We start from the raw sequence: 19,600 nt of genomic DNA, 5'->3' as shown, positions 1-19,600 counted from the left end.
GGCCCAATCCCGGATATTATGTCAGACCAGAACATCCTGTTCGGTTTGCGGGGCGGTAACCGCCACCTGATTGCCATCGGGCAGGGTGAAAACGCTGCCTTCCGGTCCGGCACCAAAACGGCCCAGCGGCATCAGCATATCGACCGTCATTTTCAGAATCGGGTCTGTGCCATTGTCGGGCAGGGTTTCTTCGATGCTGCGCACGATCAGGGCGGCACTTTCCATGATCTGTTTGTTCAGATCGGCCATGCGTTCGGCGGCAAGGCTGGCGGTCGATGTTTCTGCATCGGTGGCCGGGTCGGTGTCGTCGCTGCCCGATGTATCACCCATCAGTTCGCGGATGAAATCGGCAATGCCGTTGCCATTGATGTCAAACAGCAAGCCACCATTGGCGGACGATGCCGGATTGCCGAGCATATCGACAAGGCTGCCACTGCCAAGGCCATCCATCACGGCACCGAGTGCGCCCATCGCATTGTCCATATTATTGCCAATGGCAACGGCGGTGGTTTTGGTGACAGAAATCTGGGTGGCTTCGTAATTGAATGAAAATTCGCCGGTATTGCGGTTGATGCTGATATCCAGGGATTGTGCAGCCATCATGGCGCTTTCAGAAACCCCGGCGGCCATGCTGCCAGAACCGGCATAGGCGATTTCAGTCCGCGAATAGGATGCCACCGATTGTTTGAATGAAAAGTCAAAATCACCGGTCCCGGCGGCCATGTTGCGAATCTGCTCGAACATTTTGTTGGTGGCGGCTTCGGCCTGTTTTTCGTCCATCCCGGCAAGGGTGAACATTTCGATCATTTTGTCCTTGATCAGGTCAAGGGCGGCATCCAGCGCGCGTGAAAACAGGTCTTCGGCCGAAACGGTTTCGCTGGCCGGTGCGGCGACATCATTGTTTTTGCCCGCCTGCTGGCTGGCCTGCGCATCATCGGACAGCGCGACCGGATCAACCGACTGTCTGGGGGATTGGGCAGAGGCACCGGTTTTGCCGTTGCCAACGGTCAAGGGCTGCCGTTCATCGGTGAGTGCCGGAACGCCCTGACGAAAGGGATTAAGCGATGAAATATCCACGATGTTCCTCCTCCTGAGGCCGCTTTTCAGTGTCGGCACATGCCGATGCAGACTGAAAAGGACGAGCTACATGCTCTTTTTTGCGAAATCGATTTGTAGAATGTAGCTGTTTTTTGCGCCTTTCTCAAGCGAGAAGCGCATGTGATGACAAACATCATGGTTCGGTCCGTTGACAGATGGCGGACAGGGTTCTATCTGTGATCGGGCCCCGGTGTCTGTACTGTCTGTCTGTACCGTTGCTCTTGTTTGTTTTTTCATTTGCCCAGGAACGTTATTAATGCTCGGCGTCATTGCCCGGAAAATTTTCGGTTCTGCGAACGATCGTGAAGTCAAGGCCCTTGCCGCCACGGTCGCGCAAATCAACGCCTTGGAACCCGAGGTCAGCGCCCTTTCAGACGATGCCTTGCGCGCCCGCACCGACGGGTTGCGCGACCGGCTTGCCAAGGGGGAAAGCCTGAACGATATTTTGCCCGATGCCTTTGCCACAGTGCGCGAGGCGGCCAAGCGGGTGCGCGGCGAACGTCATTATGACGTGCAGCTGATGGGCGGCATTGTTTTGCATGGCGGCAAGATTGCCGAAATGAAAACCGGCGAAGGGAAAACCCTGGTTTCGACCCTGCCGGTTTATCTGCATGCGCTGAGCGGCAAGGGTGTTCATGTCGTCACCGTCAACGATTATCTGGCCCGTCGTGACGCGGAATGGATGGGGCAGGTTTACGGTTTTCTGGGAATGTCGGTTGGCGTCATCATGCATGGCATGACCGATGAACAGCGCCGGGCGGCCTATGCCTGCGATGTGACCTATGCGACCAATAACGAACTGGGTTTTGACTATCTGCGCGACAATATGAAATTCCGTCTGGAAGACATGACGCAGCGCCCGTTCAATTATGCCATCGTCGATGAAGTGGACTCGATCCTGATCGACGAAGCGCGGACGCCGCTGATCATTTCCGGCCCGGCCGAAGACAGTTCGGAATTGTATCGCGCCATTGATGCGCTGATCCCGAAACTGGCCGATGCCGATTATGAAAAAGACGAAAAGGCCCGTGCCGTCACCCTGACCGAAGACGGCACCGAACATGCCGAACAGCTTTTGGGTGAAATGGGCATTCTGACCGAAGGCACGCTGTATGATCTGGGCAATGTGCATCTGGTCCATCACGTCAATCAGGCGTTGCGGGCCCACAAGCTGTTCCAGAAAGATACCGACTATATCGTCAAGGACGGCAAGGTCGTGATCATTGACGAATTTACCGGCCGCATGATGGAAGGTCGCCGTTATTCGGACGGCCTGCATCAGGCATTGGAAGCCAAGGAACATGTGACGATCCAGAATGAAAACCAGACGCTGGCGTCGATCACTTTCCAGAATTTTTTCCGTCTTTATCCGACTCTGGCCGGGATGACCGGCACGGCGATGACCGAAGCCGAAGAATTTGAAGAAATTTACGGCCTTAAAGTCGTGGAAATGCCGACCCATCGCGACATTGCGCGGAAAGACGCCGATGACGAGATTTATCGCACCGCCAATGAAAAATGGAATGCGATTGCCGATCTTTTGGCAGAATGCCATGAACGCGGGCAGCCGGCCCTTGTGGGCACCGTGTCGATTGAAAAATCCGAACGGCTGGGTGCGCTTTTGAAAGAGCGTAAAATTCCGCATGAAGTCCTGAATGCCAAGCAGCATGAACGCGAAGCCTATATCGTGGCACAGGCCGGGGCACCGGGCGCGATTACCATTGCGACCAACATGGCCGGTCGTGGCACCGACATCAAACTGGGCGGCAACGTTGAAATGCGGGCCGAACTGGAACTGAACAATGTCGAGAACGAGGCCGACCGGGCCGCCGGGATCGAACGCATCAAGGCCGAAGTGATTGCCGACCAGCAAAAGGTTCTGGCGGCGGGGGGCCTGTTTGTGATTGGCACCGAACGCCATGAATCGCGGCGCGTCGATAACCAGTTGCGCGGCCGTGCCGGTCGTCAGGGCGACCCGGGGGCATCGAAATTCTTCCTGTCGCTGGAAGATGACCTGATGCGGATTTTCGGGTCCGAACGCATGGACGGCATGTTGCAGAAACTGGGCCTTCAGGAAGGCGAGGCGATTTATCATCCGTGGATCAACAAGGCGCTGGAAAAGGCCCAGCAGAAAGTTGAAGCGCGGAACTTTGACACCCGTAAAAATGTGCTGAAATACGACGATGTGATGAATGATCAGCGCAAGGTGATCTATGAACAGCGTCGCGAATTGATGCAGGCCAAGGATGTTGCGCAGGATGTTGCCGACATGCGCAGCGAGGTGATCGAGGATCTGGTGATCAAATGCTGCCCGGAAAAGGTTTATCCGGAACAGTGGGAAGCCGGAACCCTGCATGAGGAATCCATCCGCCTGTTCGGGCTTGATCTGCCGACCCGTGACTGGGTGAAGGAAGAAGGCATTGATGCCGCGGTGATCCGCGAACGCATTGAAAAGGCGGTTGATTCCAAAATGGCGGCCAAGGTTGCCAATTATGGGGCGGACATCATGCGGCAGGTTGAAAAAAGCCTGTTGCTGCAATTGCTTGATCAGAACTGGAAAGAACATCTTCTGGCGCTGGATCATTTGCGGCAGGGTATTGGCCTGCGTGCCTATGGCCAGCGCGACCCGTTGAATGAATTCAAGCGCGAGGCGTTCAACCTGTTTGAAACCATGCTGGTCACCCTGCGCGAACGTGTGACCCAGATGTTGTCGCATGTTGAATTGCAGACCGCGCCGCGCCCCGAAGATTTGCAGCCGCGCCGCGCCCCGCAGGAAATGCACGAAAACAATCCGGGGGCGGATGGTGCCGATACTGAGGCCGGGGCGACGGTTCAGTCGCGTCAGGCGTCACAGACTGTCGATCCGGCGAACCCCGCAACATGGGGCCGTGTTGCGCGCAATTCATTGTGCCCCTGTGGGTCGGGTAAAAAATACAAACATTGCCACGGTCAGATCGTCTGAGTCTGACGGATTTGTTCTGTTGAAAACGCCGCGCAAGGACAATTTGCGCGGCGTTTTTATTACGCCCCCTGATATGTGCCAGCCTGAAAGGATTTGTTTGATCATGAGAGAGCCCGGCATTTTGGGAAAAGACACGATCAAACGGGTCGTCAATGTTCTGATGGCTTTGCTGTTTGTCCTGATCCCGGCGGGGACGCAGGCAGCAACGGATGCGTATGAAGAGGCAATTGCAAAAATGGCGGCGGAACCCGCCGCCGCCGAAACCGCGATGATGCAGCGCGACGACGGGGTGGGGGAACTCGATCGCATGTTGTTTCTGTTTGCGTTCAAGCCCCAAGACGCGGCGCGTGATGACACCATTCGCGCCTTGCAGGGTAAAATCCATCGGGCGGTTATCCCGATGATCAGCGATCTGGGACTCGAGATCATGGCCGATCCCGTGCCGTTCGATGGATCGGTCGAAAGCCTTTTGCCGACGGTTATCATTGCCTCAAATATGGGGTACGCCAACAGCCATTCAGCCTTTTATGCGATCCCCTGTGCCATTTTGCAGCGCGAACCGGCCCTGCTGGCGGTGCTGTCGCCGCTTTGGGGCAGTAACCGGGACAATTTCATGCCGCGGTCCGGCTGCGATTGGGGGCGGGGCGCGGTGGCCGGTTATCCGGCAGACCTGCTTGATGCCTATGTCCGGGCGGCTTATGCCACCAGCGGCGACATGTTTGCACGCGATCGCGGTACCATTCGGTTTGCGCATATAGCCGGGCAGAGACAGGACATGCAATATGCGATGATCGCGCCCGCAGATATGCCGCCCGCCCCCGCAGGAGACATCCGGCCGTTTGAAACATGGTCTTATCTGTCGCTTGCCAATCGCAGGATATATGAAGGGATCGACCGTCATGCCCGCGCCCTTGAAGACGCGGTTTTTGCCTATTGGCAAGGGCAGGGGAAAAGTGAAGACATGGCACGCCAACATGCCCGCGATACCTTGTTTTCCGTGGTTTTCGGTGGCGATTGCCAGACGCCGGTTCCCGGGGATGCGATGCGGGTGATGTTGCTGGAAGACCGCCCGACAAGTGCCATTGCAGCACAGGCAAAACAGGGCAAGGGCGGCGATGATACGCTGTTTGACCTGTGCGCGATTTATGCCGGGATTGATCCCCTGATCCATATTGCCGTGGTGCGCCCGGACACCCTGCCGGTTCTGTCTGAAAACGGGTATTTCCCGGATGTTGAAGGCCGCAACAGGTTTGGCAAAACCGCCCTGATGACGGCGGCCCAATACGGGAATTTGACGGCGGTCAAATGGTTGCTGGATCAGGGGGCGGATGTTGGCGCCCTTACCGATCCGGGCGATGAATGGTTTTATCCGAGGCATGGCAGGCGCAGTGTGCTGCATTATGCGGTGGCGTCGGGGGATGTTGCGATTGTCCGGGCTCTGATTGACGCCGGGGGCGATGTTTCTGTCACGGATGATCAGGGGTTTGATTTGCGGGATTATCTTTTGGGGCGGGATGATTTGCCGGGCAATGTCGCCCTGACGCAGGCGGAAAAGGATGCGATTTTGTTGCTGCTTGGATGACCGGGGCATCCGGTCTTAAAGCTGCCTCTTGGCGAAAAGGGGCTTGCAGGATAAAACAGGGACATGACCATACAAAATCAGGAAAAGGGCTGCATGTCGGTTGATTTGCGACAGGGCAGAATCCCCGGAAAAACCGTGTTTGTCAGTGCCGTGGCGCTGGTTGATATTGATCATCGGGTGTTGATTGCGCAACGCCCCGAAGGCAAATCCATGGCCGGGCTTTGGGAATTTCCCGGCGGCAAGGTGGAGCCGGGCGAAACGCCGGAAATGGCGCTGGTGCGCGAGCTGAAAGAAGAGCTGGGCATTGATATCACCGAAAGCTGTCTGGCGCCTTTTACCTTTGCCTCGTTCACTTATGATGATTTTCATCTGATGATGCCGCTTTATCTGTGCCGGGTCTGGAAAGGCGAAATCACACCGATGGAAGGCCAGGCGGTGAAATGGGTGCGGCCGATCCGGCTGGGCGATTATCCGATGCCGCCCGCCGATGTGCCGCTGGTCGCGATGTTGCGCGATTTTCTTTGAGATAAAGGTAAAAACAATGTCCCGCAAAGTCCGCGCCTGTCTGATCATCATCGGCAATGAAATCCTGTCGGGCCGTACCCAGGACAAAAATCTTTCTTATCTGGCGCAAGAACTTAACAAGATCGGGGTGGCCCTGACGGAAACGCGGGTGATTCCCGATATTGCCGAGACCATCATTGAAACGCTGAATGAATGCCGGGCGAAATTTGATTATGTCTTTACCACGGGGGGCATCGGCCCGACCCATGACGACATCACGTCCGAATGTGTGGCGCGGGCCTTTGGGGTGGCGCTGGAACTCAATGACCAGGCGCACAAACTGCTGCAAAGCCATTATGAAAACCCCGAAGATCTGAACGCAGCCCGCCTGCGGATGGCGCATATTCCGGCTGGTGGCGAGTTGATTGACAATCCGGTCAGCAAGGCACCGGGATATCGCATGGAAAATGTCTATGTCATGGCCGGGGTGCCGATGATCATGCAGGCGATGTTTCAGGGCATCAAACATCAATTAACCGGCGGTCGCCCCATGGTGTCGCGCTCCATCGGTGCCTATATTGCCGAAGGCACCATTGCCGGGGCGCTGGGCGAGGTGCAAAAGGATTTCCCCGATACCGATATCGGGTCCTATCCGTTTTTGCGTGAAGGCCGTCTGGGCACGACCCTTGTGGTGCGTGGCGAGGACCCGGCGCAGGTCGATGCCGCCGCGGCCCGGATTGTGGCCCTTGTCGGCAGTTATGGCAAAGAGGTTATCGACGAATCGGTGTGAATGAACTGCCAGAAAGGGCGTGGTGCAGCATGACAATGAAGCCGGATTTACCCAAACCTGCCCGATCAGGTGATGGCAAGACGATTGTCAAATTCATGCTGGGTCATATGTTGTATGGCGGTTTTGGTGCGGTGGTTTTCGGGGTTCTGGTGCTGTATTTCGATATTGCGTCACTGCGCACCCTGTTATCGACCTCGCCCGATGCACCCTTGCTGGTTTTCATGCTGTTTTTTGGCCTGTTTGTGACCTTTGGCAGCATTGCGATTGGCATTGGCGTGATGAATTTGGGCAGTTTTTCCGATAATGACGAATATCGCGACGAACGACGCGAAGACTGATGTTGCCGCCCGGCCCGATCAGGGCCGGTCGGATTTGGTGCGAACCTGAATGATCTTTGCCACGATCATGCCGACAATCCACACCGCCAGCGGAACGGTAAAGATATAATCGAACATCGGATGTTCCATATCGCCGCCGGAAATCGCCAGAATATAGCCAACCCAGCAGGCGGTCAGAAGGTATCCCATGATTTTGAAATAATGGCTGTTGGGCAGTTTGCCCTTGTCGCCGGTATTGCCGCTGTTGGTGTTTTCGCCCGTCATCCTGATCGTTCCTTTTTGTGCCGGTTCTGTATTTGATGCCGCTTGTTGCCCGATCAGCGTTCCAGCGTCAAGTCATGCGGATCAATCCGGTCCTGCCAGCCATGCCGGACCAGTTCGGGCACCACATGATCTTCTTGCGGATAACCGATACATAAATAGGCAATCAGCCGCCAGTGATCGGGCACATCAAGGGTTTGGCGGACGGTTTCGGGTTCGAGAATCGAGACCCAGCCAACGCCAATGCCCTTGACCCGGGCCGCCAGCCATAACAATTGCACGGCGGCGACCGCTGAATAATCCAGCATTTCGGGCATGGTTTTGCGACCAAGTCCCATGCCTGCCTCGGTTTCCTCGTCGGCAAAAACCGCAAGCTGTACCGGGGCCTGATCCATGCCCTGCAATTTCAGCGAGGCATAAAGCCGGGCCCGTTCGCCGTGATAATCATTCAGGGCCTCGGCATTGGCGCGTTCAAAACTGTCGCGAATGGCGCGGCGGCGCACCGGGTCATTGACCTTTACAAAGCGCCAGGGCTGACAATTGCCGACCGACGGGGCAAGGCAGGCCTCGCGGATCAGATCATCCAGATCGTTTTGTGCAAGGGGGTCGCTTCGGAACCGGCGGACATCGCGGCGCCACAACAGCAATTCGATGAACTGTTTTTGAAAAATGCTGTCAAAGACCGGCGGGGCCGGGTCGTGAGGTGTGGTCATGGTGCGGGCCTGTGTAACGAAAACCGGTTCGGTCACCCTAACGTCGTGTCGGCGGATCGCCAAGCTTTGCCGAACCGTTCCGGATTAAAAATCGAAATTCATCTTCAAAGTGCCGGTCAGGGGATTGGCGGTATTCTGATCGAAGGTCAGGGTCTGGTTGATTTCAAGGCGCATGGAACCGGCAATATCGGCCCAGCGATGATCCAGCCCGCCGCCCAGTCGCAATTTTGTATCGGTGCGTTCGGTGCTGGCAAAGGGGGCGATGATGCCATAATCGCCCGGCAGAGTGTGCAGAAAGCCCAGTTCACCCCGCATGCCTTCTTGCGGGGCGGTGCCGGGCGAAAATTCGCGATAGGCGCGGAACGAGGCATTCAGCCCCCAGTCATCGTAATGATAGCGCGTACCGGCAAAATAGCGTTGCGTATCATCCTGATCAAATCCCTGATTGAGAATCGACAGGGTCATTTTTTCACCGACAAAAGGGACGAACGTATGACCGCCGATTGCAAAGCGGTAGCTGGCCTCGGTCTTGCGGTCAAACAGGGTGGTGCGGGCCAGATGGCCATTCACAATCTGACCGCGATGGTCGATATATTGCGCAAAATATTCCTGTGCCTCGATCAGATTGCCATCAAGACTGATCGTGACGGGCAAGACCGGCAGGGTTTGTTCTGCCCCAAACCCGACCGAGGCGCTATAGGTCGTGCTGGAATTGCTGGACTGGTACGCGCCGGATTCTGATCGCCGGTCGATATCGCTGACGCCAATGCCCAGCGCCCCGCGCAAATCCAGCCAGTCAGTGACACGGGTGACGGCATAGGGCGAAAAGGTGACGCTGTTTTTTTCATACAGGGTCTGACTGGAGGACATCTCGCCTTCGGTGCTGCCCCAGCCGACGGAAATGCCGAATACCGACCAGTCATCGGGGCGGTAATCCACCCCGGTATCAATCGAAATCACATCCCCGGACAGGCCGGGATTAAAGCCGTCGCGGGTGATGCGATTATTGATGTCGCGCCGGTTGCCATGAATCCAGACACTCATGATCCGGTCATCATTCAGGCCGTCCTGTGTGGGGAAGGTGCCGCCTGCACTGTCAAAATCAAGCCGTTCGGCAATGGCAACCAGGGCCTCGCGGCCACTGTGGCTTTCGATTTCACGCGCGATGTCTGTTCCCATGGCAAGGGCACCGGGCGGCATGTCTTCTGCCTGTGCCGTCGGGTCCAGAAACAGCGGGCGCAGAGTGGTGGTGACAAAATCACTGTCAAGATGCTGATACAGGCGGTTCATGTGGCGCTGACGGTTTTCCTGCTGCCCAAGGGTTTCGGATCGCAGGATCGGGGCTTCGCTACGTCGGGGGGGAGTGTTTTCGGCAGCCCGTGCTGCCACATCGATGCGTATCAGGCCGGAGCCAGAGAACAAGCCTGTGGCGGCGACGCAAACTGTCCCAAGCGGTATCATGTACCAGCGATATCTCATCGGACCATGTGTCTTGTTTGCAGAAGGGGGCGCATCCCCTGCGATAACGGGTAAAGATGGGAATAATGTGATGATCGTCGGGGAAATGAGGCCAATTGTGGTATTTACGGTGTTGCGCCGGGATAAAAGCCGCGCTAGAACGCTTCCTGCCCTGGATCATTTGCGATCCGCGCCGTGCGGGCGTGGCGAAATTGGTATACGCAGCGGACTTAAAATCCGCCGGTCCTAACAGACCTTGCCGGTTCAAGTCCGGCCGCCCGCACCATTTTCACTGCCTTTAAATAACCTGTTTCAACGGGCATCTTCCGGGTTGGCGATATCTGTCAACAGGAGGAAAAGATGATCCATTTACTGGTGTTTGGTGTGATGGCCGTGGTTGTTGTTCTGAGCTGACAGGCCGGTTGCGGTTTTGGTCGTTGTTGTCGGAGTTTACCGGATTTAAATCTGAACGGCCTATGGGAATAGGATACCATTCCCTGCCGGAGCCGCAGCAACGTGAATGATCAGGACCAGGACGCGGATACCCCGCGCAAGAAAGAACGGATCGGAAAATATGTCGTCCCCGAAGAACGGGCGGCCAATATTGTCAAACAGCTTGATGAATTCCTGCGCAAGGGGCCGAAACGCGGTTTGAAATATAACCGTTGGCAGCAACTGGCGTGGTATGAAATTGTCGATGAAATCAAGCGCGCCGAAGCCGCCCAGAAAAACGAGGACAGCCTTGCCAAGGCCGCCTTTTTAAGCCTTGCCGTCGGATTTGGCACCATCGGTTTTTGGGGGCTGGTGATGTTTGCAGGCACCGGTTTTGGGGCCGTCGGGGCGGTTGTGATTGTGATTGCGGGGCTGGTCGTCTGGCGGGCCCTGTCAAAGGCGCGGTGGTTCAAATGAACAGGGATGCAGCCGAAACCGTTGCGATACAGGCCATTGCCCATGTGGTCGGCGATGATGATTTGTTGCAGGGCCTGCTGGCACAGACCGGCATGGATTTGACCGATCTGCGCGAGGGGATCGGCACCATTGGCGTACAGGTTGGCGTGCTGGATTTTTTATTGTCGCACGAACCGTTTTTGATGGGGTTTGTCGAGGCCATCGGGTGCAGCCCCGAAACCCCGGCGCGTGCCCAGATGGTGTTGTCCGGCGGGCCGGTCTGGCAGGATTAATTCACGGCGACCCGGCTGCGTCATTGGTATCGTCATTGGCGCTGTGCTGTTCCAGTACCTGATCAATCAGGCCCCAGTCCAGAGCCTGATTTGCCGTCATGAAACGGTCGCGGTCCAGCGTGTGTTCCACTTCCTCGTAACTGCGTCCGCAATGTTTGGCGTAAAGCGAAATCATGCGCTGTTTGGTCAGGCGCATTTCTTCCGCATGGATCAGAATATCCGATGCCTGCCCCTGAAAACCGCCCAAAGGTTGATGCACATGCAGGCTGGCATTGGGCAGGGCGGCGCGGTGGCCCGGTTCACCAGCCATCAGCAGGAACGACCCCATCGACCGGGCGGTGCCCATGCACAGGGTATGCACAGGCGCTTTTATGTAGCGCATGGTGTCATACATCGCCATGCCGCTGGTGACGACACCGCCGGGGGAATTGATGTAAAGATGGATCGGTTTTTTGGGGTTTTCGGATTCCAGAAACAGCAATTGCGCGCAGACAAGCGACGAGATCGCGTCATTCACTTCACCATTGAGGAAAATGATCCGTTCGCGCAAAAGCCGCGAAAAAATGTCAAAGGATCGTTCGCCTGCGCTGGTTTGTTCAACCACCATCGGGATCAATTGCATCATATTGCGCATGGAGAAGCTCCGGGGTTCGAAAAAGGGGGCGGGCGAGGCGGTTCAGGCCGCACACATCATTTTCGCGGTGTTGCTGTTGGCCGCTTTGGCCGGGGTGAGGCATCTTGCATCGGTCAATTGATGAATGATGCGAAGGCAGGTGCTGTTTTCGCCGGTTTGCGTGAGATGAAAGGTCACAATGCTTTCCAGATAGGGCGGACAGGTGTCGCGCATCTGATAGGTCACTTCTTCGCCGGGAATTTGCCGTACCGGTTTGGCATTGCGCAAATTGGCACCGGGCAACCAGCTTTCGCGAATTTCGGGAATGCTGATCGCGCGCCAGATATTTTCCTTGGATGCATCCAGTCTGTATTCAAATTCAAGGCGACGGGAAGCTGTCGTTTTTTGGGTTTTGGCGATGCGCGTCTTGCTGTCGGTCACTGATCCATCTCCTTTAGGGTCTGGCGCAAGGCATCTATCCGGTCTGGCCAGAAGGTGCTGTATCGGGCCACCCATTGAACAATCAGCGCCAGCCCATCGGGCTTGACCCTGTAATGGACAAAGCGTCCCTGTCGTTCCTCCTGCACCAGTTTTGCCTGACGCAGGACTGCCAAATGTTGGGACATGGCAGGCTGGCTGATGCTTATGCCTTCGCGAAGAGCACTGGCATTCATGCTTTGGGTGCTGGCAAGCTTTTCAAAAATTGCGCGCCGGGTCGGATCGGCCAGAGCTTTGAATATGTCGTTTTCCATCATACAAACACATAAGCATGGACTTATGTGTTTGTGCAAGGCAAATTATTTGAGAGGGGCAGTTCTGGCAGGATTGAACCGGTTCAAAAAGAAAAGCCCGGCAAAAACAATCCTGCCGGGCTTTGATCGTTTCAGGCGGGGGGATCAGAACGCCAGCGACATGCTGTCGTAACCGTAAATCCACACCAGAAGGCCGCCACCGAGCAGCACCCGATAGAGGGCAAAGGGCGCAAAGGTCGATTTTTTCAGCCATGACATCAGCATTGCAATGGCCATCAGTGCGGTCAGGAAGGACAGGCCACCGGCCAGCAGGGCATCCTGTGTCAGGGCCATGTCATCGGCCCTGTACAAATCAATCCCGGCCAGCAGCCCGGCCCCGATAATCACCGGAATCGACATCAGCATTGAAAATTGTGCGGCATCGGCCCGTTCGTAGCCCATCAGACGGGCGGCCGTCATGGTGATGCCCGAACGGCTGACGCCGGGGATCAGGGCCAGGACCTGTGCCAGACCAATAAACAGGGCCCCGCCCCAACGCATATGTTCAAGGCGGTTGATGGTCATGCCGATCCGGTCCGCAATCCACAGGACAATCCCGAAAATCAGGGTCATCCAGGCAATGAGTTCAACGGATCGCAATTGTTCCTCGATCCCGGAAACCTTGAGGTAGAACCCGACGGCGACCACCGGAATGGTTGCAAGGATGATATGCAGTGCCATGCGGGCCGATGGTGTCATGCGCCCGGAAAACAGCCGAAAGAATCCGCCGATCATGGCGAAAACATCCCGCCAGAAATAAACAAAAACCGCCAGCAATGTGCCGACATGAACGGCAACATCAAGGAGCAACCCCTGATCGGCCTCGCCGGTTATTGCCGGGACCAGCACCAGATGGCCGGACGAACTGATCGGCAGAAATTCAGTGATGCCCTGAATGACTGCGAGAAGAATGATGTGCTGTAAGGTCACCCCGGCCTCGGATCTGATTTCCCCAAAACTGATTGCTTATAGCAGGTTGGCGGGGCAAGGCGAATGATTGTTATAGTACCAAAATGGTACTATTGAAAGTTTCTTCCGCCCGCGTAAAGCCGCGGAATGCCAAAGCCCTGACGATGAATGGGGAAATAAATGTCAGTAATATTGTCCTATGATGTATTTTGTGCTGGATTCTGATTTCGGCGCCGCGTATATAGGGGCACCCGCACGCAACAAAACAGCCTTTTTGGGGGCAGTGATGACAGAAAAGATGCTCACATTTGTTCATCTTGAACAAAAATATCCGCACAAGCGGGATGCCGATGAGCGTCGCCGTGACTTTGACGAAATCTATCAGGGTTTTGAAACCGACGCGGCTGCGTCGCAATCATCGCGTTGCTCGCAATGCGGGGTGCCGTTCTGTCAGGCGCATTGCCCGCTTTATAACAATATTCCCGACTGGTTGCGCCTGACCACCGAAGGCCGTCTTGAAGAAGCCTATCAGATTTCGGCGGCCACCAATAACATGCCCGAAGTGACCGGTCGCATCTGCCCGCAGGATCGCCTGTGCGAAGGCAATTGCGTGATCGAACAATCCACCCACGGCGCGGTGACCATCGGGTCGGTCGAAAAATATCTGACCGATAACGCCTTTGCCAATGGCTGGGTCAAGGTGCCTGCGCCGACATCGGAAAACGGCATGTCGATTGGCATTATCGGCGGGGGCCCGGCCGGTATGGCCGCAGCCGAGCAATTGCGCCTCAAGGGGTATGCGGTGCATATCTATGACCGTTATGACCGGATCGGCGGTTTGCTGGTTTATGGCATTCCGGGCTTCAAACTGGAAAAACACATTGTCGAACGCCGGGTGAAGTTGCTGGAAGATGCCGGTGTGGTGATGCACACCGAATTCGAGGTCGGTCGCGATGCGACATTGGCGCAATTGCGCGCCAAACATGACAGCATTCTGATTGCCACCGGTGTTTATAAATCCCGCGATCTGATGGTGCCGGGGGTTGGCCTGAAAAATGTCTATCCGGCCCTTGATTACCTGACGGTTTCCAACCGCCACGGGCTGGGCGATGCCGTTCCGGCCTATGAAGACGGGACGCTGAATGCGCAGGGCAAGAATGTTGTGGTGATTGGCGGTGGCGATACCGCAATGGATTGCGTGCGTACCGCCGTGCGTCAGGGGGCCAAATCGGTTAAATGTCTGTATCGCCGCGACCGTGCCAACATGCCCGGTTCGCAACGCGAAGTCGCCAATGCCGAGGAAGAAGGCGTTGAATTTGTCTGGCTGACCAACCCCGAAGCCTTTGTCGGCGATGATGCCGTGACCGGTGTGCGGGCGGTGAAAATGCGTCTGGGTGCGCCCGACGCCGGTGGCCGCCAGACCCCGGAAATCATCCCGGATTCCAGCTATACCATGGATGCCGATATGGTCATTCTGGCGCTGGGCTTTGAACCCGAAGATCTGCCCGCCCTGTTTGAGGCCCCGGAACTGGGTGTTTCACGCTGGGGCACGGTTAAAATCGATTTCCGCTCGATGATGACCAATCTGGATGGCGTTTTTGCCGCCGGTGATATTGCGCGGGGCGCATCTTTGGTGGTCTGGGCCATCCGCGATGGCCGTGATGCGGCAGACCGTATGGATGAATATTTGTTGGCGCGGAAAGACGTTGCGGCCTGATCCCGCAATGCTCCGAGGAGAGAGAGCCATGAACAAGATGATACATGACAGCGGTGCTGGTGCGATTGCCCGCTTTGAAAAGAATGCCGAACATCTTGCCGCGCACGGCCTTTATGATGTCGAAGACGAACACAGTTCGTGCGGGGTTGGTCTGGTCGGTGCGATTGACGGCAAGCCGCGCCGGGAAGTCGTCGAAGCCGGGATCGAAGCCCTTAAAGCGATCTGGCATCGCGGGGCGGTGGATGCCGATGGCAAAACCGGCGATGGTGCCGGTATCCATTTGCAAGTGCCGCAGGATTTTTTCCGCGCCCATTTGAAACTGATCAATCAGGAAGCCCCGGATTCATTGATTGCGGTCGGGCAGGTTTTTCTGCCGCGTATCGATATGAGCGCGCAGGAACGGTGCCGCGCCATTGTTGAAACCGAAATCCTGAAAATGGGGTATGGCATTCTGGGTTGGCGTCAGGTGCCGGTCAATGTGTCGGTGATTGGCGAAAAGGCCAATGCCACCCGGCCTGAAATCGAACAGGTTCTGGTGCGGGTGCGCCCGGATGTCGATGAAGAACAGTTTGAAGTCGATCTGTATGTGATCCGTCGCCGCATTGAAAAAGCGGTGCTGTCCGAAGCGATCAAGGATTTCTATATCTGTTCGCTGTCCAGCCGTTCGATCATCTATAAGGGCATGTTTCTGGCCGAACAGGTTGATATTTTTTATCCCGACCTGCGCGACAGCCGGTTTGTCTCGAATTTCTGTGTTTATCATCAGCGTTATTCGACCAATACCTATCCGAGCTGGCCGTTGGCACAGCCGTTCCGCGTTTTGGCCCATAACGGCGAAATCAACACATTGCGCGGCAATGTCAACTGGATGAAAAGCCACGAAGCCCGCATGGGGCATGTAGCCTTTGCCGACACCATCGAGGATTTGAAACCGGTGATCCAGCCCGGATCGTCGGATTCTGCGGCCCTTGATGCCGTGTTTGAATTGATGGTGCGGGCCGGTCGTGATTTGCCGATGGTGAAAACCATGATGGTGCCCGAAGCCTGGTCGAAAAAGGCATCGACGCCCGACAGCTATAAAAACCTGTATGCCTATTGCAATGCCGTGATGGAACCGTGGGACGGCCCGGCCGCCCTTGCGGCCTATGGCGGGGACTGGCTTTTGGGCGGGACCGACCGCAATGGTTTGCGTCCGCTGCGCTATGCCGTGACCGGCAATGGTTTGCTGATTGCCGGTTCCGAAACCGGGATGGTGCATATCGACGAGGAAACCTGTGTCGAAAAAGGTCGCCTTGGACCGGGCCAGATGATTGCGATCAATCTGCGAGATGGCGTTCTGTATCATGACAGCGAATTGAAAGACCGGCTGGCCGGTCGTCGGGACTGGTCAAAATGGCTGGCCCAGACCAAGGTTCTGGATGATCTGTTATTGCCCGAAACCACCGAACCGGCCTATCTGGGCAAGGAAGAATTGCTGCGCCGTCAAAAGGCGATGGGTCTGAGCCACGAAGACCTTGAACTGATCCTGCATCCGATGGGCGAAGACGGCAAGGAAGCCATTGGTTCGATGGGCGATGACACGCCGCTTGCCATCCTGTCGGACCGGTATCGCGGGTTGCATCATTTCTTTCGCCAGAATTTCTCGCAGGTGACAAACCCGGCGATTGACAGTCTGCGCGAAGCGCGGGTGATGAGCCTGAAAACCCGGCTGGGCAACCTTGGCAACATTCTGGACGAGGATGAAAGCCAGTGTGATTTGCTGCAACTGGAAAGCCCGGTTCTGACCAATGGCGAATATGCCGCCATGCGCAATTATATGGGCCAGACCGCCGTTGAAATCGACACCACCTTTGACATCAATGGCGGCAAGACGGCCTTGCGCGATGCGATTACCCGCATCCAGCAGGAAGCCGAAGAAGCCGTGCGCGGCGGTGCGCTGCATGTGATTTTGACCGATGAAGGCATTTCGACCGACCGGGCGGCCATTCCGATGGTTCTGGCGGTGGGCGGCGTGCACAGCTATCTCGTCAAGAATTCGTTGCGGACTTATATTTCGCTGAATATCCGGTCATCCGAATGCATGGATGTGCATTATTTTGCGGTTCTGATCGGGGTGGGTGCCACGACGGTCAATGCTTATCTGGCGCAGGAAGGTTTGCTGGACCGTTATGCCCGTGGTCTGTTCCCCAATGTCAAGGGAACGGCGGAAATCATGCGGAATTACAAAGCCGCGATTGATCAGGGATTGCTCAAGATCATGTCCAAAATGGGCATTTCGATCATCAGTTCCTATCGCGGGGGGTATAATTTTGAAAGCATCGGCCTGTCGCGGTCTTTGGTGGCGGAATTTTTCCCCGGCATGCCGTCGCGGATTTCCGGCATTGGCCTGCAAGGCATTCAGCGCCGCACCATTGCGCAGCACAAGGACGCCTTTAACGGCAATGTTGTGACCCTGCCGGTTGGTGGTCTTTACAAATACCGTCGCAGCGGCGAACGCCATGTCTGGACCGGTCCGCTGATCCATACGTTGCAATCGGCGGTGACGACCGGCGGGTATAATACGTTCCGTAAATTCAGCGAAGGTTTGCGCCAGCGCGAACCGTTGCATCTGCGCGATCTTCTGGATTTCCGCAGTGACCGCAAGCCTGTCCGTCAGGAACAGGTGGAAAGCATCACCGAAATTCGCAAACGGTTTGTCACGCCGGGCATGTCGCACGGGGCGCTTTCGACCGAGGCGCACGAGGCACTGGCGATTGCCATGAACCGGATCGGGGCGAAATCCAATTCGGGCGAAGGCGGGGAATCGCGCGAACGGTTCCGTCCGCGGGCCAATGGCGACAATGCCCGTTCGTCGATCAAACAGGTGGCATCGGGCCGGTTTGGGGTGACGGCGGAATATCTGAACAATTGCGAAGAAATCCAGATCAAGATCGCCCAGGGTGCAAAACCGGGTGAAGGCGGGCAGTTGCCCGGTTTCAAGGTGACGGTTGAAATCGCCAAGCTGCGTCATGCGACACCGGGGGTCACCCTGATTTCGCCGCCGCCGCATCACGATATTTATTCGATCGAGGATCTGGCCCAGCTGATTTATGACCTCAAGCAGATCAATCCGCGCTGCCGGGTGTGTGTCAAGCTGGTGTCGCGGTCGGGCGTTGGCACGATTGCGGCGGGTGTGGCCAAGGCCAAGGCCGACGTTATCCTGATTTCGGGCTATGACGGCGGCACGGGGGCCAGTCCGCAAACCTCGATCAAATATGCCGGTATTCCGTGGGAAATGGGCCTGTCCGAGGTCAATCAGGTTCTGACGCTGAACAATTTGCGTCACCGGGTCAAATTGCGCGTCGATGGCGGTTTCAAAACCGGCCGCGACGTGGTGATTGGCGCGATGCTGGGCGCCGAGGAGTTTGGCATTGGCACGGCATCCCTGATTGCGCTGGGCTGTATCATGGTGCGTCAGTGCCATTCCAACACCTGCCCGGTCGGGGTCTGTACCCAGGACCCGGCCCTGCGCGCCAAATTCAATGGCACGGCGGACAAGCTGGTCAATCTGTTCACCTTCATGGCCGAAGAGGTCAAGGATATCCTTGCCGAACTGGGCTATGACAATTTGCAGGATGTGATTGGCCGGTCGGACCTGTTGCAACAGGTGCATCGCGGGGCCAAGGACCTTGTGGATCTTGACCTGAACCCGCTTTTGGCCCAGGCCGATGCGGGCGGACATCCGCGCCATTGCGTGACCGTTGGCCGCAACGAAGTGCCCGACACCCTTGATGCCCAGATGATCAAGGATGCCCGTGCGTTGTTGGAAGACGGCGAAAAAATGCAGTTGCAATATAACATCCAGAATACGCAGCGTGCGATCGGCACCCGGATTTCCAGCCTGATCACCCAGAAATACGGTATGACCGGCCTGAAGCCCAACCATCTTCATGTCCGGCTGCGCGGATCGGCGGGGCAATCTTTGGGCGCCTTTGCGGTGCAGGGCCTCAAGATTGAAGTGCATGGTGATGCCAATGACTATGTCGGCAAAGGTTTGTCGGGCGGGACCATCGTTGTGCGTCCGCGTCCTTCAAGCCCGCTCAAGACCAACGAAAACACCATCATCGGCAATACGGTTCTGTATGGCGCGACGGCGGGCAAGCTGTTTGCCGCCGGTCAGGCCGGGGAACGGTTCTGTGTGCGCAATTCCGGCGCAACGGTGGTGGTGGAGGGCTGTGGCTCCAACGGTTGTGAATATATGACCGGCGGCACCACCGTCATTCTGGGCGCGGTAGGTGAAAACTTTGGTGCCGGCATGACCGGCGGCATGGCCTTTATCTATGACCTTACGGGCACCTTTGAGAATGTCGTCAATGACGGCTCCATTCTGTATCAACGTATTGAAACCAGTTACTGGGACGAACACTGCCGCAATGTGATCGGGGAACATGTCGCCGAAACCGATAGTGGTTTCGCCCGCAATATCCTCGATAACTGGGACCGCGAACGTGATCACTTCTGGCAGGTTGTGCCAAAGGAAATCGTCGACAAACTGGAACATCCCATTCGCTCGATGAGCGAAGACCAGGCAACTGCGTGATTCCCTTTCACGCAGCTTGCGTAAGCTCCCTTGTCCAAACACCCGGACAAACCAACTGGCCCCGTACTTCGGTACGGGGTTCTTTTTTTGTCGGGATTGTCTGG

17 protein-coding genes and 1 tRNA gene are annotated in these 19,600 nt (G+C 56.4%); 10 read left to right on the top strand and 8 right to left on the bottom strand.

The window, feature by feature from the left end; translation table 11 throughout:
• Nucleotides 1-21: 21 nt before the first annotated feature.
• Nucleotides 22-1,077, bottom strand: a complete 1,056-nt coding sequence (locus tag Q8O73_RS12275) for a hypothetical protein (protein ID WP_305558453.1) — start codon at nucleotides 1,075-1,077, stop codon at nucleotides 22-24.
• Between the two features lie 277 nt (nucleotides 1,078-1,354).
• Between Q8O73_RS12275 and secA the strand changes: the two genes are divergently transcribed.
• From secA to Q8O73_RS12250, 5 genes are all read left to right on the top strand, one after another.
• Entirely contained in the window at nucleotides 1,355-4,060 is a 2,706-nt protein-coding gene (gene secA, locus Q8O73_RS12270) for a preprotein translocase subunit SecA (RefSeq protein WP_305558452.1), read from the top strand.
• Between the two features lie 103 nt (nucleotides 4,061-4,163).
• A complete protein-coding gene (locus Q8O73_RS12265; RefSeq protein ID WP_305558451.1) occupies nucleotides 4,164-5,642 on the top strand; it encodes an ankyrin repeat domain-containing protein in 1,479 nt (492 codons plus the stop codon).
• 93 nt (nucleotides 5,643-5,735) lie between these two features.
• The gene (gene mutT, locus Q8O73_RS12260) at nucleotides 5,736-6,167 is read left to right on the top strand and encodes an 8-oxo-dGTP diphosphatase MutT (RefSeq protein WP_305558984.1); all 432 of its coding nucleotides are present in this window, start codon (nucleotides 5,736-5,738) and stop codon (nucleotides 6,165-6,167) included.
• A 16-nt stretch (nucleotides 6,168-6,183) separates the two neighbouring features.
• Nucleotides 6,184-6,936, top strand: coding sequence for a molybdopterin-binding protein (locus Q8O73_RS12255; protein ID WP_305558450.1), 753 nt, complete (start codon nucleotides 6,184-6,186; stop codon nucleotides 6,934-6,936).
• A gap of 29 nt (nucleotides 6,937-6,965) precedes the next feature.
• Nucleotides 6,966-7,274 carry a hypothetical protein gene (locus tag Q8O73_RS12250; protein WP_305558449.1) on the top strand — a complete coding sequence of 103 codons (309 nt, stop codon included), beginning with the start codon at nucleotides 6,966-6,968 and terminating at the stop codon, nucleotides 7,272-7,274.
• An 18-nt stretch (nucleotides 7,275-7,292) separates the two neighbouring features.
• On the opposite strand, the gene Q8O73_RS12245 is transcribed toward Q8O73_RS12250, so the two are convergent.
• The 3 genes from Q8O73_RS12245 to Q8O73_RS12235 all read right to left on the bottom strand — a co-directional run bounded on the left by Q8O73_RS12245 (nucleotide 7,293) and on the right by Q8O73_RS12235 (nucleotide 9,637).
• A complete protein-coding gene (locus Q8O73_RS12245; protein WP_305558448.1) occupies nucleotides 7,293-7,538 on the bottom strand; it encodes a hypothetical protein in 246 nt (81 codons plus the stop codon).
• A gap of 53 nt (nucleotides 7,539-7,591) precedes the next feature.
• On the bottom strand, nucleotides 7,592-8,248 hold the full coding sequence (bluB, locus tag Q8O73_RS12240; RefSeq protein ID WP_305558447.1) for a 5,6-dimethylbenzimidazole synthase: 657 nt from the start codon (nucleotides 8,246-8,248) through the stop codon (nucleotides 7,592-7,594).
• 84 nt (nucleotides 8,249-8,332) lie between these two features.
• The gene (locus Q8O73_RS12235) at nucleotides 8,333-9,637 is read right to left on the bottom strand and encodes an autotransporter domain-containing protein (RefSeq protein ID WP_305558446.1); all 1,305 of its coding nucleotides are present in this window, start codon (nucleotides 9,635-9,637) and stop codon (nucleotides 8,333-8,335) included.
• Between the two features lie 266 nt (nucleotides 9,638-9,903).
• Here Q8O73_RS12235 and Q8O73_RS12230 point away from each other — a divergent pair.
• From Q8O73_RS12230 to Q8O73_RS12220, 3 genes are all read left to right on the top strand, one after another.
• A tRNA-Leu gene (locus Q8O73_RS12230) sits at nucleotides 9,904-9,992 on the top strand.
• Nucleotides 9,993-10,222: 230 nt separating this feature from the next.
• A complete protein-coding gene (locus Q8O73_RS12225; RefSeq protein ID WP_305558445.1) occupies nucleotides 10,223-10,615 on the top strand; it encodes a hypothetical protein in 393 nt (130 codons plus the stop codon).
• A complete protein-coding gene (locus Q8O73_RS12220) occupies nucleotides 10,612-10,887 on the top strand; it encodes a DUF3572 domain-containing protein (RefSeq protein WP_305558444.1) in 276 nt (91 codons plus the stop codon). The genes Q8O73_RS12225 and Q8O73_RS12220 overlap by 4 nt, the downstream gene beginning before the upstream one ends.
• 1 nt (nucleotide 10,888) lies before the next feature.
• On the opposite strand, the gene Q8O73_RS12215 is transcribed toward Q8O73_RS12220, so the two are convergent.
• The 4 genes from Q8O73_RS12215 to Q8O73_RS12200 form a co-directional block, all read right to left on the bottom strand.
• Nucleotides 10,889-11,521, bottom strand: a complete 633-nt coding sequence (locus Q8O73_RS12215) for an ATP-dependent Clp protease proteolytic subunit (RefSeq protein WP_305558443.1) — start codon at nucleotides 11,519-11,521, stop codon at nucleotides 10,889-10,891.
• Nucleotides 11,522-11,563: 42 nt separating this feature from the next.
• Complete coding sequence (locus Q8O73_RS12210) at nucleotides 11,564-11,941, bottom strand: hypothetical protein (protein ID WP_305558442.1); 378 nt, start codon at nucleotides 11,939-11,941, stop codon at nucleotides 11,564-11,566.
• Nucleotides 11,938-12,252 (bottom strand): helix-turn-helix transcriptional regulator, encoded by a 315-nt coding sequence (locus Q8O73_RS12205; RefSeq protein ID WP_305558441.1) that lies wholly within the window; start codon nucleotides 12,250-12,252, stop codon nucleotides 11,938-11,940. The genes Q8O73_RS12210 and Q8O73_RS12205 overlap by 4 nt, the downstream gene beginning before the upstream one ends.
• A 144-nt stretch (nucleotides 12,253-12,396) precedes the next feature.
• Entirely contained in the window at nucleotides 12,397-13,221 is an 825-nt protein-coding gene (locus Q8O73_RS12200; protein ID WP_305558440.1) for an undecaprenyl-diphosphate phosphatase, read from the bottom strand.
• A gap of 265 nt (nucleotides 13,222-13,486) precedes the next feature.
• On the opposite strand from Q8O73_RS12200, the gene Q8O73_RS12195 reads away from it, so the two are divergent.
• Both Q8O73_RS12195 and gltB read left to right on the top strand, forming a co-directional pair.
• Nucleotides 13,487-14,917, top strand: coding sequence for an NAD(P)-dependent oxidoreductase (locus Q8O73_RS12195; protein ID WP_305558439.1), 1,431 nt, complete (start codon nucleotides 13,487-13,489; stop codon nucleotides 14,915-14,917).
• 28 nt (nucleotides 14,918-14,945) lie between these two features.
• Nucleotides 14,946-19,496, top strand: coding sequence for a glutamate synthase large subunit (gene gltB, locus Q8O73_RS12190; protein WP_305558438.1), 4,551 nt, complete (start codon nucleotides 14,946-14,948; stop codon nucleotides 19,494-19,496).
• The last annotated feature ends 104 nt before the right edge of the window (nucleotides 19,497-19,600 follow it).

The organism is Thalassospira sp., from assembly GCF_030690045.1.
Lineage (GTDB): Bacteria > Pseudomonadota > Alphaproteobacteria > Rhodospirillales > Thalassospiraceae > Thalassospira.
The sequence above is the reverse complement of the archived record's forward strand: the minus strand, read 5'-3'. Positions and strand labels throughout refer to the sequence as shown.